This is a genomic window from Streptomyces sp. NPDC043996 (assembly GCF_056435225.1).
This window is the reverse complement of the sequence record NZ_JBWKEY010000001.1, coordinates 260,542-281,683: the sequence shown is the minus strand read 5'-3', so window position 1 is coordinate 281,683 and position 21,142 is coordinate 260,542. Positions and strand designations below refer to the sequence as shown.

The following is a 21,142-nucleotide window of genomic DNA, read 5'->3' as shown; positions in this document are numbered from 1 at the left end:
GGAGCCACCGGCTCCCCGCACCCCTTCTCCGTACTCCGTGGACGTACTCCGTGGACCGTACGTCGTGATCGACGTCAGCCCAGCGGCAGGCTCTTCACCGGCAGCTGGTCCGTCGGCAGTCCCTTGCCCACCTCGCCCGCGGGCAGGCCGCCCTTGGCGGAGCCCGCCGTGTCGTCCAGGACCTCGCCCGCGTCGTCGGTGACGTCGCCCGCGGCCCGCTGCGCGGCGGGCGTCGCGGTCTTCGCGCCCTTGCCGACGGTCTTGCCCGCCGTCGGGACGGCCTTCTTCACGGCCTTGCTCCCGGCTTCGCCCGCGAGGCCGCTGACGTTCTGCGCCGCGCCGTCGAGGGTGTCGCCCACGTGGGCCCCGTCCACGGCGGACAGGCCGCCGAGCGCGGGGGCGGCCGGGAGGTCGGCGGCGTGCGCGGAGCCGGCCGCACCGACCACGGGCGCCGCTCCCGCCGCGACGAGCAGCGCGGCACGGGCGATCCGGCGGGTCAGGGGGAGGGACATGATGCTCCTTTGACGGGAGAGGACGGGGGGTCGTCCGGCCGGAAGATCTCCGGCGTCGGACGCAGTGACTACCGCTCGAAGTCCCTGAAGGTTGCGGTGCGGCAACGTAAAGAGTTGTTAATGCGTCGCATTTTCGGCTGCGGATAAAATCGGGCAAACAGCATGCGCGAAAAGGGCGGCGGGGACGCTCAACCCCCTTTGCCCGCACGGGATTTGAGGGGCGCGGAAAGAACGTCCGAAAGTCCACTCGCGGTGCTGCCGGGGAGAGATCGCCGTCCCTCGATCGAGGGACCTTCCGCACTACTGCCCAGCGACGATTCGGACTTCGCGGGTACGCGCCCCGGACACGTCCGGGGCTTCGGGCGATGGCACCCTGCCCCCGGTGGACTCTCCGGCGCTCGCGTCCGGCAGGGGCGACTCCGCCCCCGACCCCGCGCGCGCCATCCGCCACCCGCCCCCCGAGTCCCCCGCGCGCCACTCCCGGCCCGCGAACGCGACCCGCTCGATGTGCAGCGCGGTGGCGTTGGCCACGGCCCAGTGCGCCAGCTCCCAGCCGCGCCTCGGCGCGTCGTCCTCCGGCGCGGCGGTCACACCGCCGGACACCGTCACGCTCAGCGACCGCCCCCGCTGCCCGGCCCCAGGGTCCGGCACGTCCCGCCCGAAGTCGCGCGCGAGGGCCCGCCGCACCCGCGCCGGGCCGCCCGGGTCCACGCCGGGCCGCCCCGCGCACGTCAGCGTCGCGGGCGCGCGGCCGGTGAGCGCGGCGGCGAGCAGCACGGCGTCCGGCTCGTGCTTGGCGTAGGCCTGCGGGAAGCCGCTGCGCTGCACGCGCTGCGCGGCGACCGTCAGGGGCAGCCGCGAATAGCCGGGGACCTTCTCCAGGCGCTCGTAGAACCGCCCCGACGCGTACACCGGGTCCATGATCTGCGCTTCGGTGCCCCAGCCCTGCGAGGGCCGCTGCTGGAACAGGCCGAGGGAATCCCGGTCGCCGTGGCGGATGTTGTGCAGGCCTGACTCCTGGAGCGCGGTCGCGAGGGCGATCGTCACCGCGCGCTCCGGCATGCCGCGCCGGGTGCCGACGACGGCGACCGTCGCGGCGTTGACGGCCTGCTCCGCGCTCATCTCGTACCGCGCCCCGTCGCCGTTGTCCGACACCACCGTGCACCGGGGTGTGGCGCGGTCCCCGGAGACGTACTGCATCGCCGCGTAGCCCGCGACGGCGAGCAGGACGGCGAGGGCCACCGCGCCGCGCGCGAGGCGGCCGCGCCGGGCGAAGGGGGACGGCTCGGACACGCGCACCAAGGTACTGGAGTCCGCCGACCGTGCCCGACCAGGAGCGGAGCGAGTCGGTCCGGGGCGGCGCGTTAGGGTCGACGCCATGGACCGGACCCCAGCCCACGCCCCGCTCGACCTGTCGCTCGACGCCGCCGCGCTGACCGCCGCGCTCGTCGACTTCCCGTCCCCCAGCGGCGAGGAGAAGGCCCTCGCGGACGCCATCGAGACCGCGCTGCGGGCCCTGCCGCACCTGACGGTCGACCGGCACGGCAACAACGTCGTGGCCCGTACGCACCTGGGCCGGGCCGAGCGCGTCATCCTGGCCGGTCACATCGACACGGTCCCGATCGCCGGGAACGTGCCCTCGCGCCTGGACGAGGACGGCGTGCTGTGGGGCTGCGGCACCTGCGACATGAAGTCCGGCGTCGCCGTGCAGCTGCGCATCGCCAAGACGGTCACCGAGCCCAACCGCGACCTCACCTTCGTCTTCTACGACAACGAGGAGGTCGCCGCCCACCTCAACGGCCTCGGGCACGTCGCCGAAGCCCACCCGGAGTGGCTCCAGGGCGACTTCGCGGTGCTCCTGGAGCCCACCGACGGCCAGGTCGAGGGCGGCTGCCAGGGCACGCTGCGGGTCTTCCTGAAGACCAAGGGGGAGCGGGCGCACTCCGCGCGCGCCTGGATGGGCTCCAACGCGATCCACGCGGCCACCCCCATCCTGCGGCGGCTCGCCGCGTACGAGCCGCGCAAGCCGGTCGTCGACGGCCTGGAGTACCACGAGGGCCTCAACGCCGTCCGCATCGAGGGCGGCGTCGCGAACAACGTCATCCCCGACGCGTGCACGGTGGTCGTCAACTTCCGCTACGCGCCGGACCGCACGCCCGCCGAGGCGGAGGCCTTCGTCCGCGACTACTTCGCGGACTGCGGCGTCGAGGAGTTCGTCGTCGACGACCACACCGGCGGCGCGCGCCCCGGCCTCACGCACCCCGCGGCGGCGGCCTTCATCGAGGCCGTCGGCGGCACGGCACGGCCGAAGTTCGGCTGGACCGACGTGGCCCGCTTCAGCGCGCTCGGCGTGCCCGCGGTGAACTACGGACCCGGCGCCCAGCTCCTCGCGCACAAGGTGGACGAGCGGGTGCGGGCGTCCCTGATCCCGGAGGCGGAGGCCCGCCTGCGCGCCTGGCTCACCTCCTGACGTCCCTCTGACATCGGCTCCCGACTTCCGTTATTACGCCACTCGTAACGCCCCTAGACCTACGCTGAAGAGGCACACGTCAGTGGAAGGGGATGTTCATGGGCAGTCCGGAAGATCAGGGTCCGCCGGAGGAGCAGCGCCTGGGGCCGGTGGTGCGGCGCCGCGAGCAGATCACACCCGGCACCACTGACCAACGGCTCCTCGACACCGAGGGCGACTCCGAGTGGGTGCACACCGACCCCTGGCGGGTGATGCGCATCCAGTCGGAGTTCGTGGAGGGCTTCGGCGCGCTCGCCGAACTGCCGAGCGCCATCAGCGTCTTCGGCTCCGCCCGCACCCGCCCCGGCACGGCCGAGTACGAGGCCGGGGTCCGCATCGGCAAGGCCCTGGTCGACGCGGGCTTCGCGGTGATCACCGGGGGCGGCCCCGGCGCGATGGAGGCCGCCAACAAGGGGGCCCGCGAGGCGAAGGGCGTCTCCGTCGGGCTCGGCATCGAGCTGCCCTTCGAGCAGGGGCTCAACCCGCACGTCGACATCGGCGTCAACTTCCGGTACTTCTTCGTCCGCAAGACGATGTTCGTGAAGTACGCGCAGGGGTTCGTGGTACTGCCCGGCGGGCTCGGCACCCTCGACGAGCTCTTCGAGGCGCTCACCCTCGTCCAGACCCGCAAGGTGACCCGCTTCCCCATCGTCCTGTTCGGCTCCGCCTACTGGGGCGGCCTAGTCGACTGGCTCCGCGACACGGTGGTGGCCCAGGGCAAGGCCTCGGAACACGACCTGCTCCTCTTCCACGTGACGGACGAGGTGGAGGAGGCGGTGTCGTTGGTGACGAAGGAAGTCGGCCGGTAGCCCGCGTGGGACGCCCCAGACCCACCCCTTCCCGAACTGGGGCTCTGCCCCAGACCCCGCTCCTCAAACGCCGGAGGGGCTAAAACTGTCGCAGCCCCGGCCGGATAGTTTCAGCCCGTCCGGCGTTTGAGGACGAGGCGCGAAGCGCCAATTGCTGTGAGCGGGGGAACGGGGGCAGCCGCCCCCGGATCGGGAAGGGGCGGGCCTGGGGCGCACCGCGAGGGCTATGCCAAGCCGCGGCGGGCCACCGCCGGAGCCCGGTGCCCCGCGATGGCGGCCACCATGTCCACCACCTGCCGCGTCTCCGCGACTTCGTGCACCCGGTACACCTGCGCCCCCAGCCACGCGGACACCGCGGTCGTGGCCAGGGTCCCCACCACCCGCTCCTTCAGCGGCCGGTCGAGCGTCTCCCCGACGAAGTCCTTGTTGGACAGGGACACGAGCACCGGCCACCCCGTGTCCACCATCTCCCCGAGCCGCCGCGTCGCCTCAAGCGAGTGCCGCGTGCTCTTGCCGAAGTCGTGCCCGGGATCGATCAGCACGGACTCCCGCGGCACCCCGAGGTCCACGGCCCGCTCGGCGAGCCCGACGGTCACCCGCAGGATGTCGGCCACGACGTCGTCGTACTCGACGCGGTGCGGCCGCGTCCGCGGCTCGGCGCCGCCCGCGTGGGTGCACACCAGGCCCACCCCATAGCGCGCCGCGACCTCCGCGAGCTTCGGGTCGACGCCGCCCCACGCGTCGTTGAGCAGGTCGGCCCCGACGTCGCACACGGCCTCGCCGACCTCGTGCCGCCAGGTGTCGACGCTGATGACCACGTCGGGGAAGCGGCGGCGCACCTCGGCGACGAACCCGACCGTCCTGCGCGCCTCCTCCTCGGCGGTGACCTCCTCGCCGGGACCGGCCTTGACGCCGCCGATGTCGATGATGGCGGCCCCTTCGGCGACCGCCTGCTCCACGCGCGCGAGGGCGGGCTCGTCATGGAACGTGGCGCCCCGGTCGTAGAAGGAGTCCGGGGTCCGGTTCACGATCGCCATGATGACCGGATCATGCGCCTCGAACACGCGCGTGCCGAGCTTGAGCATCCGCTGTGCGCCTCCTCGTCGTTACGTCGGTACGTCGTTATGTCGTTACGGAATGGCGGTTCCCGCTGTTGCCGCGGTGACGGCCGCCGCCGCGGGTCGCCGTGGTCGCCGCGGCGCGCCACAGCCTCCGTGGCCGTCGCCGCCTGCGACCTTAGCTGTCAGAGCCGCATGGCACGATCAGAGCCTGACAGTTTCCGTGCCGGCCGCCGTGGTCGGCATCCGAGCGTGGGGACCAGCTGAGATGGTCATGTTCCTGTTCTTGGTCATCGCCCTCGTCGTGGTGGTCGCGGCGGTGACGCTCGCCATCCTCGGCGGCCCGGAGGGCGCCGCGCTGCCGGACGTGCCGCCGGAGCGCTTCGCCGACCCCCTGCCCCCGGACCGCCCGCTGCGCCGCGCCGACGTGGACGCGGTGCGCTTCCCGATGACCGTCCGGGGCTACCGCATGGTGGACGTGGACGAGGCGCTCGACCGCCTCGGCGCCGAACTCGCCGAGCGCGACGCGCGCATCGCGGAACTGGAGACGGCCCTCGCGGGCGCCCAGGCGACCGCCGTCGGCGGCCCCGGCCTCTTCAAGGCGTACGGCTCCGAGGCGTACGGCTCCGAGGCGTACGGCGCCGAGGAGTACGGCTCCGGGGCGTACGAGCCCTCGGACCGCCCACCAGGAGACCGCGGCCAGGCGCCCTCGGCCGACCGCCCGGAGGAGGACCGATGAGCGGCGCGGTCCCCGGCCCCGACGGCGCCCCGCGCTGCCCCTGGGGGCTGTCCACCGATGACTACGTGGCGTACCACGACGAGGAGTGGGGCCGCCCGGTCCACGGCGACGACGCGCTCTTCGAGCGGCTGTGCCTGGAGGCCTTCCAGTCGGGCCTGTCGTGGATCACGATCCTGCGCCGCAGGGAGGGCTTCCGCGCGGCGTTCTCCGGGTTCAAGATCGCCGCGGTGGCGGAGTTCACGGACGCCGACCGGGAGCGGCTCCTGGCCGACGAGGGGATCATCCGCAACCGCGCGAAGGTCGACGCGACGCTCGCCAACGCGCGCCTGCTCGCCGACTGGCCCGAGGGCGAGCTCGACCGCCTGATCTGGTCCTTCGCCCCGGATCCCGCGACCCGCCCGGCCCCGCGGACGCTCGCCGACGTGCCGGCGGTGACGGACGCCTCCACGGCCCTGTCCAAGGCCCTCAAGAAGCAGGGCCTGCGCTTCATCGGCCCCACCACGGCGTATGCCCTGATGCAGGCCTGCGGCCTGGTGAACGACCACCTCGCGGACTGCGTGGCCCGCGCGGCGAGCGGCGCCTGACCTGGTCCTGAGCGGCTCAGCGGCCCAGGTACTTCGGCTTCTCCTTGTCGAGGAAGGCCTGTACGGCGATGGCGTGGTCCTCGGAGGCGCCCGCCTTCGTCTGCAGCTCGTCCTCCTTGTCCAGGGCCTCGTCCAGGGAGTGCCCGGCGGCGAAGGCCAGGGACTCCTTGATCGCCCCGTACGCCAGCGTCGGGCCCTCGGCCAGCGCGCGGGCCACCGCGCGCGCCTCGTCGGCGAGCGCGTCCGCCGGGACGACCTTGTTGGCGATCCCCAGGTCGTACGCCTCCTGCGCCTTGACGCTGCGCGGGAAGAGCAGCAGATCGGCGGCCCGGCCGGGGCCGATCAGCCGGGACAGCGTCCAGGAGACCCCGGAGTCGGCCGTCAGGGCGACCCCGGCGAAGGACGTGGTGAACGAGGCGGTGTCCGCGACGACGCGGTAGTCCGCGGCGAGCGCGAAGCCGAAGCCCGCGCCGGCCGCCACGCCGTTGACGCCCGCCACCACGGGCTTGGGCATGCCGGTCAGGGCCCGCACGATCGGGTTGTAGTGCTCGCGCACCGTGCTCATCGTCTGCCCCGACCCCGAGGCGCGGGCCTCCTGGAGGATGCCGACGTGCTCCTTGAGGTCCTGTCCCACGCAGAACGCCCGGCCGGTCGCGGTGAGCAGCACCGCGCGCACCGCCGGGTCCGCCCCGGCCTCCTGGGCGGCCTCGCGCAGGGCGACCTTGGCCTCGGTGTTCATCGCGTTCATCGCGTCGGGGCGGTTCAGCGTGATCGTCGCGAGCCCGTCGCTCACTTCGTAGAGCACGGTGTCGGCCATGGTGGGGTCCCCTCCGCTGGTCCTGTGGTGGCCCGGTGGGCCGCCCGGCGGGGAGATGTCCCGCGGGCTCCGGTGCGCCCAGCATGACCTAGATCATCGGCCTTCGGTATGCGGCCGGAGATGTGACCTGCGTCAAAGAATATGAGCCGGGAGTGGTGCCCGGGACGGCGCAGTATCGCAGTCACATCGCCGAATTGAGTGGTTTTGCGGGCGTGCGTTGCGCAAGCGATGCCGACTGATGTTGGTCATCGGGTCCCGCCATGCGGGATAATGACCTGGAAGCAATGTGTTCGATGCCGGTGACACCTGGGTTGTCGGCTGCGACAAGCTGGTTTCAGGAAGGGGAACGAGCATGGCGGCCATGAAGCCGCGGACGGGCGACGGCCCGCTCGAGGTGACCAAGGAGGGGCGGGGCATCGTCATGCGCGTTCCGCTCGAAGGCGGCGGTCGACTTGTCGTCGAACTGACCCCGGATGAGGCCGACGCACTCGGCGACGCCCTGAAGAAGGTAGTCGGCTGACGCGCAAGCGCCCACACTTTTTCACTGCCCCGGCATCGTACGACGAGCCGGGGCAGTGCTGTGTGCGGAGATCGAAAAGACACTCGAAGGCATACGGGAGCTTGACGCGCCCGGGCGCTGACCCTGTCGGGACCGGGGCGCTGACCCTGTCGGAACCGGGGCGCTGGCCCTGTCGAGCGGGGCTCTAGCGTTTGACCGCGCACAGCAGGCCGTCGCCCACCGGAAGCAGGGACGGCACCAGGTCCTGGCTCTCGCGCACCGCGCGCAGCAGCTCCCGCAGCCGCAGCACCTCCACGGGCTGTGGCCCGGAGTCCACCGTGCGGCCGTCGGCGAAGACGCCCTCGAAGCAGACGAGGCCGCCCGGGCGCAGCAGGCGCAACGATTCAGCGAGGTAGTCGAGGCACTCCATCCGGTCGCCGTCGCAGAACACGAGGTCGTAGCCGCCGTCGGCGAGACGCGGCAGGACGTCGAGGGCGCGGCCCGGGATGAAGCGGGCGCGGTTCCCGGCGAAACCGGCCGCCCGGAAGGCCATCCGGGCGAACTGCTGGCGCTCCGGCTCCGGGTCCACGGTGGTCAGGACGCCGTCGGGCCGCATGCCGTGCAGCAGATGGATGCCCGAGACGCCCGTGCCCGTACCGATCTCGGCGACCGCCTTGGCGTCCACGGTGGCGGCGAGCAGCCGCAGCGCGGCGCCGGTGCCGGGCGACACCGAGCGCAGCCCCGCGTCCCGCGCCCGGTCGCGGGCCCAGAGCAGCGCCTCGTCCTCGGCGACAAAGGCGTCGGAGAACGCCCAGCTCGTCTGCCGGTTGCCGGTAATGGCCCTCTCCTGTCCCCGTGGTTGCCTGGCCGTGACTGTATCCGTTGCCGCCGGGAACCCGCAGATGGGACCGCGCGTTAGTCAGGGGTGTGAGGCCGACGGGGGTTAACGGATGGATCAAGGCGCGAACGGCAGGGCCGCGAAGCATTGCCAAGAGGCAAATCTAGGTAAAAACGCTTATCCGGAGCTAACGGGCGAGGTGGTTATGGTAGGGGCTCCACTGGACACCACCAGAGCCGACAGGGGAGGTGCGGCCGAGTCCGCGGATCGAGGCGGAGCGCTCCGGCGTTTCCTCAGGTTGGCGGGTAGGCCGAAATCCGTGACCGACACCGCTGACCGCGCTAACTCCGCTCAGACCGCGACCTTTGCCGCTGACGCGGATGCACAGGCGTGGACTCCCCCCACCTGGGAGGAGATCGTCAGCACGCACAGCGGCCGCGTCTACCGCCTCGCCTACCGCCTGACGGGCAACCAGCACGACGCCGAGGACCTCACGCAGGAGGTCTTCGTCCGCGTCTTCCGCTCGCTGTCCACGTACACCCCCGGCACCTTCGAGGGCTGGCTGCACCGCATCACCACGAACCTCTTCCTGGACATGGTGCGCCGCAAGCAGCGCATCCGCTTCGACGCCCTCGGGGACGACGCGGCGGAGCGGCTGCCCAGCCGCGAGCCCTCGCCCCAGCAGGTGTTCAACGACACGCACTTCGACGCGGACGTCCAGCAGGCGCTCGACACCCTCGCGCCGGAGTTCCGCGCCGCCGTCGTCCTCTGCGACATCGAGGGCCTTTCGTACGAGGAGATCGCCGCCACCCTGGGCGTCAAGCTCGGTACGGTCCGCAGCCGTATCCACCGTGGCCGCTCCCAGCTGCGCAAGGCCCTTCAGCACCGTTCCCCCGAGGCCCGTGCCGAGCGTCGTTCGCTCGCCGTCACCGGAGCCGTGGCGCTGGGAGGAGGGGGCGCGACCGCGTGAGTGGATCACGGTCCAATCCTGCCGAGCGGCTCTTCGCCGAGCAGCACCTGGGGGACCGACTCGCCGCGCTGGTCGACGGTGAGCTCGGTCATGACGCGCGCGAGCGGGTGCTCGCGCATCTGGCCACCTGTCCGCAGTGCAAGACGGAAGCCGACGCCCAGCGTCGGCTCAAGAGCGTGTTCGCGCAGACGGCGGCCCCGCCGCCCAGCGCGAGCTTCCTCGCCCGGCTGCACGACCTCCCGGGGATGAGCCCCGACGACATCGAGCGACAGGGCGGCCCGCGCACCCCTGTCGACGACGGCTTCGCCACCGGCTCGTCCGAGACGACGGGGCTGCCGGGCGGCGGCGTCTTCTCCGTGAGCGCCCGCCGCGACCCCCTGATCGGGTACGCGCCTTCGGGCACCCACGCCGCCGTCCTGCCCAGCGAGGGGCGCGGCTTCCGCATCCATGACGTCGGCAGACCCGAGAGCGACCGGTCCGGCTGGCGCGGGCGGCGGTTCGCCTTCGCGGCGGCCGGAGCGGTGTCCCTGGCCGCGATCGCCCTCGGCGGGGTCACGGTCAACGCCCCGTCCGGAGCGGGCGAGCAGCGCGCGGGCGGGACCGGGGCGAACAGCAACGCCTCGCCGGGCTCCGCGAACGGCTCCGCCACCGGCGTCCCCGAATCGGTGCGCCGCCGTGGCAACAGCCCGCTCTCCGTCCAGGGCCAGCGCCCCCAGGCGCCCACGGTGAGCACGCCCGCCGTGCCGCTCCTCACGGGCGCGCAGGCGGCGTCCGCCCGCACGCCGCAGCACCTCGCGGCTCCGCTGCTCGCGGGCGCCGGGGTGATGTCCCCACTGGTGCGCGCCGTGACACCGGAGGACGGCCCGGGCACGGGCCTCACCCTGAACGCCGCCGCGGAGTCCTCGGCCCCGGCGACACCGCCCCCCGGCCTGGCCCAGCGGCGCGGCACGGCGGAGATCCACTGACGTCCCTTCGCCGCCGCGCACTGCGCGGCGGCGCGTCGACCTGATTGAATTCCCCGGTGTGCCCGACGGGGCATGGAATCGGCGTCCGCCGTGGGGCAGTTGTGGGGAGAGCATGGACGAGGTCGTGGGCACGGGGCCGGGCGGGGACGCGGGGACGGCCTCCGGAGCGCCCCAGGGCGATCCGTCAGCGCTGACGGATCCCCCCGCCGCGCCCGTCGCTCCGGCGACCCCCGCCACGCCCCCAGCGCCCGGCCAGCCCTCCGGGGCGCCCGCGCCCGCCGCGCCCCTGGACGCGGCCGCCGCCCCGGCCGACCGCCCCAAGCCCTTGCACGACCCGGACCCGTACAGCACCCCGCCGTACGGCAAGCCCGGCCCCTGGGCCCCCGCCCCGCCCGTACAGCACCCGATGGCGACGACACCGGCACACGGCACCCCCGCGCACGGCACCCCCGCACATGGCACCACGCCGGGCGCCCCGGCACCGGCCACTCCGGCCCACGGCACGGTCCCGCCCGGAACTCCGGCGCCCGTCGCGGGCACCCCGGCCGTTCCCGCGGCGCCCCAGGGTCATGGCGTGCCCGCGCCCGGCCCTCAGGCCCATGGCATGCCCGCGCCCGGCCCTCAAACCCCCGGCGTGCCCGCGCCCGGCACTCAGCCTCCCGTCGCCCACGGCGCTCCGGCCCACGGCGCTCCGGCCCCCGGCACGGTCCCGCCCGGAGCCCCCGCCCCCGGCACGGGCGCCCCAGCCGCCCCCGCAGCACCCCAGCCCCACGGCGCGCCCGTGCCCGGCCCTCAGGCCCATGGCACGCCCGCGCCTGCCGCCCCGGCCCCCGGCGCTCCCGGCCCCGGCGCCCCCCTGCCCGGAGCCCCCGCCCCCGCCATGCCTGTTCCCGGAACCCCGGCGCACGGCACACCCGCGCCTGCCGCCCCGGCCCCCGCCGCACCTCACACCCACGGCGCCCCCGCACCCCTCCCCAGCGCAGCCGCCCCCGCACCCCTCCCCAGCGCAGCCGCCCCCGCCGCCCCCTGGCAGCGCTACGACCCCTGGAGCGGGCCCTTGCAGCAGACCGGGGCCGCCGTGGACAGTGCGGCGGGGCGGCGTCGGCGGGTGCGGCGGGGGATCGTGTGGGGGGCCGTGGTCGTCGCGCTCGTCGCGGGCGGCATCGGTGGGGTCGTCGGGGCCAAGCTGGAGCGCGACGGCGGCCTCGGCGGCGGGGTGGAGCTGCCGCAGGCCGGGGCGGAGTCCGAGAAGCGGCCCAAGGACAGCGTGGCCGGGATCGCCGCGAGCGCCCTGCCCGGCGTGGTCACCCTGCACGTGCGGGGCGACGACGGCGCGGGCACCGGCACCGGCTTCGTCCTGGACCGCAAGGGCCACATCCTCACCAACAACCACGTCGTCGAGCCGGGCGGCGGCGACGGCGAGATATCGGTGACCTTCAGCGGCGGCGAGACCGCGAGCGCCAAGGTCGTGGGCCGCGACGCCGGGTACGACCTGGCGGTCGTCAAGGTCACCGGCGTGCGCGGGCTCAGGCCGCTGCCGCTCGGCAACTCCGAGAACGTCCAGGTCGGCGACCCCGTGGTGGCCATCGGCGCGCCCTTCGACCTCGCCAACACCGTCACCTCCGGCATCATCAGCGCCAAGGAGCGGCCGATCACCGCGGGCGGCGAGAAGGGCGACGGCAGCGACGTCTCGTACGTGAACGCCCTCCAGACCGACGCGCCCATCAACCCCGGCAACTCCGGCGGCCCCCTGGTCGACGCCAAGGCCCGTGTCATCGGCATCAACAGCGCCATCCGCTCCGCCGACGGCGGTTCGGAGTCCGACCGGGGCCAGGCGGGCTCCATCGGGCTCGGCTTCGCCATCCCGATCAACCAGGGCAAGCGCGTCGCTGAGGAGCTCATCAACACCGGCCGGGCCACCCACCCCGTGATCGGCGTCACCATCGACAAGCAGTTCACCGGCGACGGCGCCCGCATCGCCCGCAAGAGCCAGAGCGGCGGCCCCGCGGTCAACCGCGGCGGCCCCGGCGACAGGGCGGGCCTCAAGCCGGGCGACGTCATCACCGAGGTCGACGGCCAGCGCGTGCACTCCGGCGACGAGCTGATCGTCAAGATCCGCGCGCACAAGCCCAAGGACCGCCTCGACCTGACCATCGAGCGGGGCGGCGACGAGCGGAAGGTGGCCCTGGTCCTGGGCAGCGCCAGCGGCGACTGAGCCCCGCGGGCCACCCCGCGCGCTCCTGAGCCCCGTTGTCGCCGTGGTCGCCCTGCGGCTACCGAATGGACAGGAGCGCCGGGTACCGTAGAGCGGGTCCGGACGGCAAGGAGCTCAGGGTGTTCAACGACATCGGCGTATTCGAGATAGTGACGCTGGTCATCCTCGCCGTGCTCATCTTCGGCCCGGACAAGCTGCCGAAGCTCATTCAGGACGTGTCGCGGACCGTCCGTAAGATCCGGCAGTTCTCCGACAGCGCGAAGCAGGACATCAGGGACGAACTCGGCCCGGAATTCAAGGACTTCGAGTTCGAGGACCTGAATCCGAAGAAGTTCCTGCGCAAGCAGATGGAGAACGACGACCTCGGTCTGAAGGAAATCCGCAACGGCTTCGACCTGCGGAAGGAAATGGCCGAAGTCGCGGACGCCGTGCACGATCGCGAAGGCGACTCCGCCGAGGACGGCACGAGCCGCTCCGGCGCGGCCAAGACCGTGGCCAACGGCTCCGGTGGCGGCTCCGGCGGCGGCAGTGTCGACATGCAGAAGCGCCCGGCCAAGCCCGCCGCGGACGAGCACCCGCCCTTCGACGCCGACGCCACCTGAGCGCCCGGCACCAGCACCCGCTCCGCTCCGCTCCGGCACCGTCACCAGCGCCGGGGCGACCGTCCCGTCCCCCGCCTGACCGGCGCGGACGCCGCCGGTGCCCGTGTGCGCCGGTTGACGCCACGCGTGCGCCGCCCGGCGCGTCGCGGCCACGGCGCCGTAGCGTTCCGGACACCCGCGGGCCGACTGCCTTACCGGCTTCCGGAACCGGTGTGGCTATCCTGCCTTGTTGTCCGGCGTGAGGACGCCCGAGGGGGGCGGGCCGCTCCGGACCGACGAGAGCGAGGAGGCGGCCGGTAGATGGAGACGACAAGTCGCGTGGGCGCGCAGGCGTCAGCCGCGGACGGTGCCGCGTCAGCGGTGCCCTCCGCCCGGCGCGCGGTCGACGGCTACCTGATGGCGCCCTTCCCCTGGTACGGCCTGGACGAGGCCTACACGGGACCGCGCTGGCTGATGCAGGTCGGCACCGCCGCGGACGGCGCCGTGGAGCACGGCTCGATCGGCCACGGCGACGAGCCGTCGGTACGGGCCGAGGGCGGATACGGCAACGGTGACCGGGAGCGGTTCGCGGTCGTGGTGACCGTCGCCGCCAACCCCGTGCGGCGCAGCGCGGACGGCACCGGCGTCCTGGAGGCCACCTCGGTGTCCTCGGCGGCCTGGCTCGCCGGGGTCGGACTGCTGTCCTTCACCTGGCCCGGGCAGATGGACCACAGCCTGCGGGACGACTGGCTCGACCAGCAGACGGAGACCGCCTGGGTCCTCGCGGACGACCTGCACGGATCCGACTGGTCGTCGCTCTCCCTGCCCGTGGACGGGGTCCCGACCTCGTTCCACTACCGGGAGTCCGAATACGGCTGGGTGCTCGCCGGGTCCACCAAGGAGGGGGTGCATCTGGGGGCGTACGGACGCGGAATGAGCGCGTACGGGCTCGGCTTCGCCGTGGTGAAGGACATCGCCGCGTACGCGTAGCCCTCCGGGTCGGCCGTACGGGTCGGGGGCGCCACCGTGAGGGTGGCGCCCCCGAGACGTCCCGGCTAGAACTTGTTGCGGGGCGTGATGCCCAGGGACATGCCCGACAGGCCGCGCTGGCGGCCGCCCAGCTTGCCCGCGATGGCGCGCAGGGCGCTGCCCGCGGGGGATTCGGGGTCGGAGAGGACCACCGGCTTGCCCTCGTCGCCGCCCTCGCGCAGGCGCACGTCGATCGGGATAGAGCCGAGCACCGGCACGTTCGCGCCGGTCGTCTTCGTGAGGCCCTCCGCGACCCGCTGGCCGCCGCCGGTGCCGAAGACGTCGACCATCTCGCCGCAGTGCGGGCACGGCAGGCCCGACATGTTCTCGACCACGCCGACGATCTTCTGGTGGGTCTGGACGGCGATGGAGCCCGCGCGCTCGGCGACCTCGGCCGCCGCCTGCTGCGGGGTCGTGACGACCAGGATCTCCGCGTTCGGGACGAGCTGGGCGACGGAGATCGCGATGTCGCCGGTGCCCGGCGGCAGGTCCATCAGGAGCACGTCCAGGTCGCCCCAGAAGACGTCCGCGAGGAACTGCTGGAGCGCGCGGTGCAGCATCGGGCCGCGCCAGACGACCGGCGCGTTGCCCGGGGTGAACATGCCGATGGAGATGACCTTCACGCCGTTCGCGGACGGCGGCATGATCATGTTCTCGACCTGGGTGGGACGCCCGTCGGCGCCCAGCATGCGCGGCACCGAGTGGCCGTAGATGTCGGCGTCGACGACGCCGACCTTGAGGCCGTCGGCGGCCATCGCGGCCGCGAGGTTCACCGTCACGGACGACTTGCCGACGCCGCCCTTGCCGGAGGCCACCGCGTACACGCGGGTGAGCGAGCCGGGCTTGGCGAACGGCACCTCGCGCTCGGCCGTGCCGCCGCGCAGCGCCGCCGCGAGCTCCTTGCGCTGCTCGTCGCTCATCACGTCGAGGGTTACGCCGACGCGCGTGACGCCCTCGACGCGGGCGACGGCGTCCGTCACGTTCTTCGTGATGGTGTCCCGCATCGGGCAGCCGGAGACCGTCAGATACACGGTGACCGCGACCGCGCCATCCGCGTCGATCTCCACGGACTTGACCATCCCGAGCTCGGTGATGGGCCGCTGGATCTCGGGGTCGTTCACCGTCGCCAGCGCTTCGCGCACCACGTCTTCCGTAACCATGTACTCGATGGTACGGCTCCCGGTAGGGGGGTCCGAAAGGCCCGTCAGCGGTCGCCTACATCACGTGCCGCAGCGGACTCGGACGGGAATACGGGACGCTGCTCCTCCAGCTCCTTGACCAGGTCCTGGAGTTCGGAGCGCAGCCAGTCGCGGGTGGCGACCTCGCCGAGGCCCATGCGCAGCGAGGCGATCTCACGGGTGAGGTACTCGGTGTCGGCGATGGAACGTTCGTTCTGGCTGCGGTCCTGTTCGTGCGTGACCCGGTCGCGGTCGTCCTGGCGGTTCTGCGCGAGCAGGATCAGCGGGGCCGCGTACGAGGCCTGGAGCGACAGCATCAGGGTCAGGAAGATGAACGGGTAGGTGTCGAAGCGCAGGCTCTCGGGGGCGGAGACGTTCCAGACCACCCACAGGATGATGACGACCGTCATCCAGACGATGAACCGGCCCGTCCCGAGGAACCGCGCGATCCGCTCGGAGAGCCGCCCGAAGGCCTCCGGGTCGTAGTCGGGCAGGAGCTTGCGGCGCGGGGCGCGCGGCTGGTCCAGACGGAAGCGGGGGCGCCCCTCCGGGCGGCTGTCGCGGCCGTCGCGGGCCTCGCGCCGCTCGCCGCGCGGTTCGCGGTCACGCGCCATGACCGGCCCCCTCCTGGAGGTGGAACTCCGTCTCGCGCCAGTCCTCGGGCAGCATGTGGTCGAGCACGTCGTCCACGGTGACCGCCCCGAGCAGCGAGCCGCCCTCGTCGACCACCGGCGCGGCCACCATGTCGTACGCGGCGAAGAAGCCCGCGACGACCGGCAGCGGCGCCTCCGGTCTGAGGGGGCGCAGATCGTCGTCGAGGATCGAGCCGACGAGCGTGTACGGCGGATCGCGCAGCAGGCGCTGGAAGTGGACGGTGCCCAGGTACTTGCCGGTCGGGGTCTCGTCGGGCGGGCGGCACACGTAGACCTGCGCGGCGAGCGCGGGCGAGAGGTCGCGCTGGCGCACCCGCGCGAGGGCGTCGGCGACGGTGGCGTCCGGGCGGAGCACGATCGGCTCGGTCGTCATCAGACCGCCCGCCGTGCGCTCCTCGTACGCCATCAGGCGCCGTACGTCGGCCGCGTCGCCCGGCTGCATCAGGGTGAGCAGCCGCTCCTTGTCGTCCTCGGGGAGCTCGGCGAGCAGGTCGGCGGCGTCGTCGGGGTCCATGGCCTCCAGGACGTCGGCGGCGCGCTCCTCCTTGAGCTTGCCGAGGATCTCGATCTGGTCGTCCTCGGGGAGCTCCTCCAGGACGTCGGCGAGGCGGTCGTCGTCGAGGGCGGCGGCGACCTCGGCGCGGCGCTTGGCGGAGAGGTGGTGCAGCACGTTGGCGAGGTCGGCGGGGCGCAGCTGCTCGAAGGTGGCGAGCAGGCTCTCGGCGCCCTGCCCCTGCTCCTCGAGGGTGAAGCCCGCCACCGCCGACCAGTCCACCGTCAGGGCCTCGCCCTTGCGCCTGAACGCCCCGCTCTTGCCCTTGCGCACGAAGAGCCGGTCCACCTCCCAGTCGCGGCGGGCCGGGAGCTGCCGCACCGAGACGTCGAGGACGGTGACCTCCTCGCCGGTGTCCACCAGGCGGACGCGCCGGTCGAGCATCTCGCCGAGCACCAGGCGCTCGGTGGGGCGCTGCTCGAAGCGGCGCACGTTCAGCACGCCGGTGCTGATGACCTGGCCGGAGTCGACGCCGGTGATCCGGGTCATGGGCAGGAAGATGTGGCGGCGCGTGGCGAGTTCGACGACCAGGCCGAGCAGGCGGGGCGGCTTGCGGCCGACGCGGAGCATGACGACGAGGTCCCGCACGCGGCCCACCTGGTCGCCGTTCGGGTCGAAGACGGCGGTGCCGGACAGGTGCGAGACGAAGATCCGGGGCGCGCCTCCTGCCATGCGTGGCGCCTTTCTCGGGACGGGTGCGGGATGGGGCGGGGGGATGGGGTGCGGGTGCCGGGTCGTGCTTGTGCCGAATGCTCCCTTCCTGCCGTTTGCGTGCGGTTCAGGCTAGCCCGTACCCACCGCATATGCCCTGGTGAGAAGTCCATACGGACTGGCGCCAAGGGACGTAGGCGGCACCGGTACGCTGCGGTACGGCCACGCCGTAGAGGCTTACGGCCACGGCCGTAGACGACGTCCGCACGAGAGGCGCCCCACCTGTGACTGCGATGCGACAGGCCCCCCGTACGCGAAGGTCCGCGCTGGTGAGCGTGGTGTGCGCGGGCATCGTCGTGGGGGGCGCGGGGCTCACGGCGTGCGGCGGCGGGGGCGAGGACCCGGACGCGGGCACCAACGGCGTCGGCAAGTTCTCCGCCGCGAAGATCCAGAGCAGTACGCGGCAGGCGGCGAAGGCGGCGCCCGCCGTGCGTCTATCCGGCACCGTCGTCAGCAAGGGCGGCACCTACAAGCTGGACATGCGGCTCAAGAGCGACGGCGGCACGGGCACGGTGACGTCCAAGGGCAAGTCGTTCGAGCTGCTCCGCGTCGGCGAGAACCTGTATCTGAAGGCGGACTCCGCCTTCTGGGCGCGGGCGGACGGGCAGGGCGGCGGCACCGCGCAGCCGGACGGTTCCGCGGCGGCCAAGCTGGACGGCAAGTACGTGAAGGTGCCCCAGGGCGATCCGGCGTACCGGCAGCTGAGCGGGTTCACCGACAAGGACGTGCTCCTGGACGGCACGCTCACGCTGCACGGCACGCTGGCCAAGGGCGGGCGCGGCGAGTTCGGCGGCAAGCGCTACATCAAGGTCAGCGGCGACGACGGCGCGGGCGGCACCCTGGAGGTGTCCCTGCAGGGCAAGCCGTATCCGCTGACGCTGCGGCGCGGGGGCGGCGCGGGCACGCTGCGGCTCAGCGAGTGGGGCAGGCCCTTCCCGCTGGAGGAGCCCGGCGAGGACGAGACCGTGGACTACGGCAAGCAGCTGCCGACGTCGTAGCCGGGCGTCAGCGCCGCTTGCGCCGGAACAGCAGCCGGGGCAGCGCCGGTGGGGCCGGCTGCCGGGTCGTCACGGGCGTCGGCAGCGGCGCGGCCGCCAGGGAGCCGTCGGGCAGCTCCAGGTCCGCCTCGCGCGGGGTCAGGCGCAGGACGCGGCACTCGGCCGCCCAGCGCTCCACGACCCGCTCGCCGTCGGGCGCGTTCAGGCGCTTGCCCTTCAGCTCGGCGACCGCCGCCTCCCACTCCTCGCCGCGGGGCGCGAGCTGCGTCACGTCCGCCGTCCACGACAGCAGGCGGCCGCCCTTGTCCTTGCTGCGCACGGTGACCTCGGCGGTGGCCCCGTCGGCGAGGCCGGGCAGGGGCTGCTCGCCAGGGCCGTCGCCCACGAGGTGGACGGCGCCGTCGTGCCAGACGTGCCACAGGGCGCGGTCCTGGCCGGTGCCGCGCACCCAGATGAGGCCCGACTTCTTGGTGGCCTCTTCGATAAGGGCGCGCCCGAACAGCGTGTCAGCGGTCATGACGGCAGCTTAGCCAGCGGCCCCGGGGGCGGGCCCCCCGCTCACAGCCAGCCGTTGCGCTTCAGGGTGCGGTGGATCGTGTAGCAGACCGTGACGATCAGGCCGAGCACCATGGGGTAGCCGTAGCGCCAGTGCAGCTCCGGCATGTGGTCGAAGTTCATGCCGTACACCCCGCACACGGCCGTGGGCACCGCGATGATGGCCGCCCAGGAGGTGATCTTGCGCATGTCCTCGTTCTGCGCGACGGCGGCCTGCGCGAGGTTGGCCTGGAGGATCGAGTTGAGCAGTTCGTCGAAGCCGAGGACCTGCTCCTGGACGCGGGCGAGGTGGTCGGCGACGTCGCGGAAGTACTTCTGGATGTCCGGGTCGACGAGCCGCATCGGGCGCTCGCTCAGCAGCTGCATGGGCCGAAACAGCGGCTGCACGGCCCGCTTGAACTCCAGGACCTCGCGCTTGAGCTGGTAGATCCGGCCCGCGTCGACACCGCGCGCGCCGCCCTTGCCGGTGGCCGCGAACACCTCGTTCTCGACGTCGTCGATGTCGACCTGCATCGCGTCGGCGACCGCCAGATAGCCGTCGACGACGTGGTCGGCGATGGTGTGCAGGACGGCCGAGGGGCCCTTGGCGAGCAGCTCGGGCTCGTCCTGGAGGCGGCGGCGCAGCGCGCGCAGCGAGCCGTGGCCGCCGTGCCGGACGGTGATGAAGAAGTCCCGGCCGGTGAAGCACATCACCTCGCCGGTCTCCACGACCTCGCTGGTGGCGGTCAGTTCGGCGTGCTCGACGTAGTGGATGGTCTTGAAGACGGTGAACAGGGTGTCGTCGTAGCGCTCCAGCTTGGGCCGCTGGTGGGCGTGGACGGCGTCCTCGACGGCCAGCGGGTGCAGCCCGAACTCGGCGGCGATCACGGCGAATTCGGCCTCGGTCGGCTCGTGCAGGCCGATCCAGGCGAAGCCGCCGTCGCGGCGCACCTGGAGCATCGCCTCGTGCGGGGTGAGGGTGCTGTCGCAGGACACGCGGCTGCCGTCGCGGTAGACGGCACAGTCGACGACGGCGGACGCGACCCGGGGGTCGCGCGTGGTGTCGTACGAACTGGAGGAGCCGCTGTCCTTGTGCTGGGAGGGGCGGACGGCGGCGCGCAGGTCGCGGATCATCGACATGGGCAGGCTCCTTCGACGAAAGGGCCGCCTGTGACGGGTGGAACTACCCGGAATGGGGACGTCCGACTGTGCCTGTGGCACGTCCACAAAGCGGGGAGCACCGCACCGTCACGGTGGCAGCAACGCTACTGATGCGGATCAGGTGAAACGTTGTGCTCTTCCGTCGTGCGGGGCACGGGCCAGGCGGGGCCGGGACGTTCGCGGGTGCCGTTCGCACAGCCGCAGCGTCGTTGCTGCGGGAATTCAGCGGGCGGAAGAGCGAGTGGTACTGCACGGTCGACTTCGATCCACTGCAGCCCCACCTCCTCCGGCCGGTCCCCCGTGGGGGAGTTCCCAGGCGCGTGCGCGCCGTCCGTCGAGTGCGGGCCCGAAGGCCCTGAGGTCCGGACTTGAGAGCGACGCTTCTGCGTGCCACCCGGGCCAGCAGCCAACAGTATCAGCCGACTGGCGTGTCAAACCCCCACCTTTACCCGTCACTGACGAGATCTATGCTCCCGTCATGGCTGATGTTCTTGCCCTGGTCGAGGAGCGGCTCCGCGAGAGCCTCGGGGAACCGGACGCGCGCGCGGCGGTGACGTTCCTCGGCACGGACCGCGTCGAGGTGCTCCGCTTCCCGTCCGGCGACGTCGTCCGCTACGCCACGCTCGGCATGGCGGCGGCCCCCATGGCCGACCCCACGGAGGTCCTCGCCGATCCGCTGCGGGGCCCTCGCGCGGAGCTCGTCCTTTCGGTACGGGCCGGTCGCGCCGACACCGCCAAGGTGCTGCGCCCGCTGGCCGTGCTCGCCGCGTCGCCGCAGGTCGAAGGGGTCGTCGTGGCGCCCGGCGGCTCGCTGGACGTGGGGGAGCCGCTGTGGCCGGGGGCGCCCTTCACCTCGGTCCTCGTGGCCGAGCCGGGGGGCCTGGTGCCGGACCTGGAGCTGCCCGAGCCGCTGGATCCCGTGCGGTTCCTGCCGCTCCTTCCGATGACACCGAACGAAGCGGCGTTCAAGCGCGTGCACGGCGCGCAGGCGCTCCAGGAGCGCTGGCTCGCCAAGGGCACGGACCTGCGCGATCCGCTGCGGGTGGCGGTGGCGCTCGACTGACGGGGCGGCAGCCGCTGGTGGCGGTGCGTCAGGTGGCGACGGCGCGTCAGGTGGCGTCGGCGCGTCAGTGGGCGTCGGCGCTCGCGCCGCTCTCCGTCTGAGTCTTCTCTCCGTCTGAGTCTTCGGCGTGAAGTAGGGGGTGGCGGCCGTCGGTACGGCTGGGGTG

General features: G+C 73.1%; 22 protein-coding genes. 12 read left to right on the top strand and 10 right to left on the bottom strand.

The genetic code is table 11. The annotated features are described in order from the left end of the window. Positions 1-74 precede the first annotated feature (74 nt). Positions 75-512, bottom strand: coding sequence for an ATP-binding protein (locus AC07A4_RS01315; protein WP_478591314.1), 438 nt, complete (start codon positions 510-512; stop codon positions 75-77). 300 nt (positions 513-812) lie between these two features. Further along, complete coding sequence (locus tag AC07A4_RS01310) at positions 813-1,805, bottom strand: VldE C-terminal domain-containing protein (protein ID WP_478591312.1); 993 nt, start codon at positions 1,803-1,805, stop codon at positions 813-815. An 85-nt stretch (positions 1,806-1,890) separates the two neighbouring features. Between AC07A4_RS01310 and dapE the strand changes: the two genes are divergently transcribed. Next, the gene (dapE, locus tag AC07A4_RS01305) at positions 1,891-2,982 is read left to right on the top strand and encodes a succinyl-diaminopimelate desuccinylase (RefSeq protein WP_478591310.1); all 1,092 of its coding nucleotides are present in this window, start codon (positions 1,891-1,893) and stop codon (positions 2,980-2,982) included. A gap of 98 nt (positions 2,983-3,080) precedes the next feature. Continuing rightward, the gene (locus AC07A4_RS01300; RefSeq protein ID WP_478591307.1) at positions 3,081-3,830 is read left to right on the top strand and encodes an LOG family protein; all 750 of its coding nucleotides are present in this window, start codon (positions 3,081-3,083) and stop codon (positions 3,828-3,830) included. Positions 3,831-4,054: 224 nt separating this feature from the next. Here AC07A4_RS01300 and folP read toward each other — a convergent pair whose 3' ends face one another. Then, the gene (gene folP / locus AC07A4_RS01295; protein WP_478591306.1) at positions 4,055-4,915 is read right to left on the bottom strand and encodes a dihydropteroate synthase; all 861 of its coding nucleotides are present in this window, start codon (positions 4,913-4,915) and stop codon (positions 4,055-4,057) included. A 247-nt stretch (positions 4,916-5,162) separates the two neighbouring features. On the opposite strand from folP, the gene AC07A4_RS01290 reads away from it, so the two are divergent. Both AC07A4_RS01290 and AC07A4_RS01285 read left to right on the top strand, forming a co-directional pair. Next, entirely contained in the window at positions 5,163-5,627 is a 465-nt protein-coding gene (locus tag AC07A4_RS01290) for a DivIVA domain-containing protein (protein WP_478591304.1), read from the top strand. Next, positions 5,624-6,211, top strand: a complete 588-nt coding sequence (locus tag AC07A4_RS01285; protein WP_478591301.1) for a DNA-3-methyladenine glycosylase I — start codon at positions 5,624-5,626, stop codon at positions 6,209-6,211. Before AC07A4_RS01290 ends, AC07A4_RS01285 begins: the two co-directional genes overlap by 4 nt. A 16-nt stretch (positions 6,212-6,227) precedes the next feature. Here AC07A4_RS01285 and chcB read toward each other — a convergent pair whose 3' ends face one another. After that, positions 6,228-7,028 carry a 2-cyclohexenylcarbonyl CoA isomerase gene (gene chcB, locus AC07A4_RS01280; RefSeq protein WP_478591298.1) on the bottom strand — a complete coding sequence of 267 codons (801 nt, stop codon included), beginning with the start codon at positions 7,026-7,028 and terminating at the stop codon, positions 6,228-6,230. 352 nt (positions 7,029-7,380) lie between these two features. On the opposite strand from chcB, the gene AC07A4_RS01275 reads away from it, so the two are divergent. Then, positions 7,381-7,548: a DUF3117 domain-containing protein gene (locus AC07A4_RS01275; RefSeq protein WP_003966491.1), complete on the top strand. Its 168-nt coding sequence runs from the start codon at positions 7,381-7,383 to the stop codon at positions 7,546-7,548. A 184-nt stretch (positions 7,549-7,732) separates the two neighbouring features. Here AC07A4_RS01275 and AC07A4_RS01270 read toward each other — a convergent pair whose 3' ends face one another. Beyond that, positions 7,733-8,431, bottom strand: a complete 699-nt coding sequence (locus AC07A4_RS01270; protein ID WP_478592833.1) for an O-methyltransferase — start codon at positions 8,429-8,431, stop codon at positions 7,733-7,735. 139 nt (positions 8,432-8,570) lie between these two features. Here AC07A4_RS01270 and sigE point away from each other — a divergent pair, with 139 nt between their 5' ends. From sigE to AC07A4_RS01245, 5 genes are all read left to right on the top strand, one after another. Next, positions 8,571-9,335, top strand: a complete 765-nt coding sequence (sigE, locus tag AC07A4_RS01265) for an RNA polymerase sigma factor SigE (protein WP_199818946.1) — start codon at positions 8,571-8,573, stop codon at positions 9,333-9,335. Then, positions 9,332-10,300: an anti-sigma factor family protein gene (locus AC07A4_RS01260; protein WP_478591295.1), complete on the top strand. Its 969-nt coding sequence runs from the start codon at positions 9,332-9,334 to the stop codon at positions 10,298-10,300. Before sigE ends, AC07A4_RS01260 begins: the two co-directional genes overlap by 4 nt. 112 nt (positions 10,301-10,412) lie before the next feature. Then, a complete protein-coding gene (locus AC07A4_RS01255) occupies positions 10,413-12,515 on the top strand; it encodes a S1C family serine protease (protein WP_478591294.1) in 2,103 nt (700 codons plus the stop codon). Positions 12,516-12,634: 119 nt separating this feature from the next. Then, positions 12,635-13,117 carry a sec-independent translocase gene (locus AC07A4_RS01250; RefSeq protein WP_478591291.1) on the top strand — a complete coding sequence of 161 codons (483 nt, stop codon included), beginning with the start codon at positions 12,635-12,637 and terminating at the stop codon, positions 13,115-13,117. 300 nt (positions 13,118-13,417) lie between these two features. Further along, positions 13,418-14,086, top strand: coding sequence for a hypothetical protein (locus tag AC07A4_RS01245; protein ID WP_478591289.1), 669 nt, complete (start codon positions 13,418-13,420; stop codon positions 14,084-14,086). A gap of 65 nt (positions 14,087-14,151) precedes the next feature. On the opposite strand, the gene AC07A4_RS01240 is transcribed toward AC07A4_RS01245, so the two are convergent. From AC07A4_RS01240 to AC07A4_RS01230, 3 genes are read right to left on the bottom strand one after another with little or no spacing between them, the layout of a single operon-like run. Then, on the bottom strand, positions 14,152-15,285 hold the full coding sequence (locus tag AC07A4_RS01240) for an Mrp/NBP35 family ATP-binding protein (RefSeq protein ID WP_478591287.1): 1,134 nt from the start codon (positions 15,283-15,285) through the stop codon (positions 14,152-14,154). A 44-nt stretch (positions 15,286-15,329) separates the two neighbouring features. Continuing rightward, the gene (locus AC07A4_RS01235; RefSeq protein WP_478591284.1) at positions 15,330-15,917 is read right to left on the bottom strand and encodes a DUF1003 domain-containing protein; all 588 of its coding nucleotides are present in this window, start codon (positions 15,915-15,917) and stop codon (positions 15,330-15,332) included. Beyond that, positions 15,907-17,181, bottom strand: coding sequence for a magnesium transporter MgtE N-terminal domain-containing protein (locus AC07A4_RS01230; protein WP_478591282.1), 1,275 nt, complete (start codon positions 17,179-17,181; stop codon positions 15,907-15,909). Before AC07A4_RS01230 ends, AC07A4_RS01235 begins: the two co-directional genes overlap by 11 nt. Positions 17,182-17,453: 272 nt before the next feature. On the opposite strand from AC07A4_RS01230, the gene AC07A4_RS01225 reads away from it, so the two are divergent. Beyond that, positions 17,454-18,218, top strand: a complete 765-nt coding sequence (locus tag AC07A4_RS01225) for a hypothetical protein (protein ID WP_478591279.1) — start codon at positions 17,454-17,456, stop codon at positions 18,216-18,218. 7 nt (positions 18,219-18,225) lie between these two features. On the opposite strand, the gene AC07A4_RS01220 is transcribed toward AC07A4_RS01225, so the two are convergent. Both AC07A4_RS01220 and AC07A4_RS01215 read right to left on the bottom strand, forming a co-directional pair. Beyond that, positions 18,226-18,735, bottom strand: a complete 510-nt coding sequence (locus tag AC07A4_RS01220; protein ID WP_478591276.1) for a hypothetical protein — start codon at positions 18,733-18,735, stop codon at positions 18,226-18,228. A 41-nt stretch (positions 18,736-18,776) separates the two neighbouring features. Then, positions 18,777-19,892 (bottom strand): magnesium and cobalt transport protein CorA, encoded by a 1,116-nt coding sequence (locus AC07A4_RS01215; protein ID WP_478591275.1) that lies wholly within the window; start codon positions 19,890-19,892, stop codon positions 18,777-18,779. Positions 19,893-20,391: 499 nt separating this feature from the next. Between AC07A4_RS01215 and AC07A4_RS01210 the strand changes: the two genes are divergently transcribed. After that, complete coding sequence (locus tag AC07A4_RS01210; protein WP_478591272.1) at positions 20,392-20,976, top strand: suppressor of fused domain protein; 585 nt, start codon at positions 20,392-20,394, stop codon at positions 20,974-20,976. Positions 20,977-21,142 lie beyond the last annotated feature (166 nt).

What these genes read in the sequence shown, in the direction of transcription:
- AC07A4_RS01315 (WP_478591314.1), bottom strand. Translation starts at nt 512, where the DNA reads ATGTCCCTCCCCCTGACCCGCCGGATCGCCCGTGCCGCGCTGCTCGTC.
- dapE (WP_478591310.1), top strand. Translation starts at nt 1,891, where the DNA reads ATGGACCGGACCCCAGCCCACGCCCCGCTCGACCTGTCGCTCGACGCC.
- AC07A4_RS01300 (WP_478591307.1), top strand. Translation starts at nt 3,081, where the DNA reads ATGGGCAGTCCGGAAGATCAGGGTCCGCCGGAGGAGCAGCGCCTGGGG.
- folP (WP_478591306.1), bottom strand. Translation starts at nt 4,915, where the DNA reads ATGCTCAAGCTCGGCACGCGCGTGTTCGAGGCGCATGATCCGGTCATC.
- AC07A4_RS01290 (WP_478591304.1), top strand. Translation starts at nt 5,163, where the DNA reads ATGTTCCTGTTCTTGGTCATCGCCCTCGTCGTGGTGGTCGCGGCGGTG.
- AC07A4_RS01285 (WP_478591301.1), top strand. Translation starts at nt 5,624, where the DNA reads ATGAGCGGCGCGGTCCCCGGCCCCGACGGCGCCCCGCGCTGCCCCTGG.
- chcB (WP_478591298.1), bottom strand. Translation starts at nt 7,028, where the DNA reads ATGGCCGACACCGTGCTCTACGAAGTGAGCGACGGGCTCGCGACGATC.
- AC07A4_RS01275 (WP_003966491.1), top strand. Translation starts at nt 7,381, where the DNA reads ATGGCGGCCATGAAGCCGCGGACGGGCGACGGCCCGCTCGAGGTGACC.
- sigE (WP_199818946.1), top strand. Translation starts at nt 8,571, where the DNA reads ATGGTAGGGGCTCCACTGGACACCACCAGAGCCGACAGGGGAGGTGCG.
- AC07A4_RS01255 (WP_478591294.1), top strand. Translation starts at nt 10,413, where the DNA reads ATGGACGAGGTCGTGGGCACGGGGCCGGGCGGGGACGCGGGGACGGCC.
- AC07A4_RS01245 (WP_478591289.1), top strand. Translation starts at nt 13,418, where the DNA reads ATGGAGACGACAAGTCGCGTGGGCGCGCAGGCGTCAGCCGCGGACGGT.
- AC07A4_RS01240 (WP_478591287.1), bottom strand. Translation starts at nt 15,285, where the DNA reads ATGGTTACGGAAGACGTGGTGCGCGAAGCGCTGGCGACGGTGAACGAC.
- AC07A4_RS01235 (WP_478591284.1), bottom strand. Translation starts at nt 15,917, where the DNA reads ATGGCGCGTGACCGCGAACCGCGCGGCGAGCGGCGCGAGGCCCGCGAC.
- AC07A4_RS01230 (WP_478591282.1), bottom strand. Translation starts at nt 17,181, where the DNA reads ATGGCAGGAGGCGCGCCCCGGATCTTCGTCTCGCACCTGTCCGGCACC.
- AC07A4_RS01225 (WP_478591279.1), top strand. Translation starts at nt 17,454, where the DNA reads ATGCGACAGGCCCCCCGTACGCGAAGGTCCGCGCTGGTGAGCGTGGTG.
- AC07A4_RS01220 (WP_478591276.1), bottom strand. Translation starts at nt 18,735, where the DNA reads ATGACCGCTGACACGCTGTTCGGGCGCGCCCTTATCGAAGAGGCCACC.
- AC07A4_RS01215 (WP_478591275.1), bottom strand. Translation starts at nt 19,892, where the DNA reads ATGTCGATGATCCGCGACCTGCGCGCCGCCGTCCGCCCCTCCCAGCAC.
- AC07A4_RS01210 (WP_478591272.1), top strand. Translation starts at nt 20,392, where the DNA reads ATGGCTGATGTTCTTGCCCTGGTCGAGGAGCGGCTCCGCGAGAGCCTC.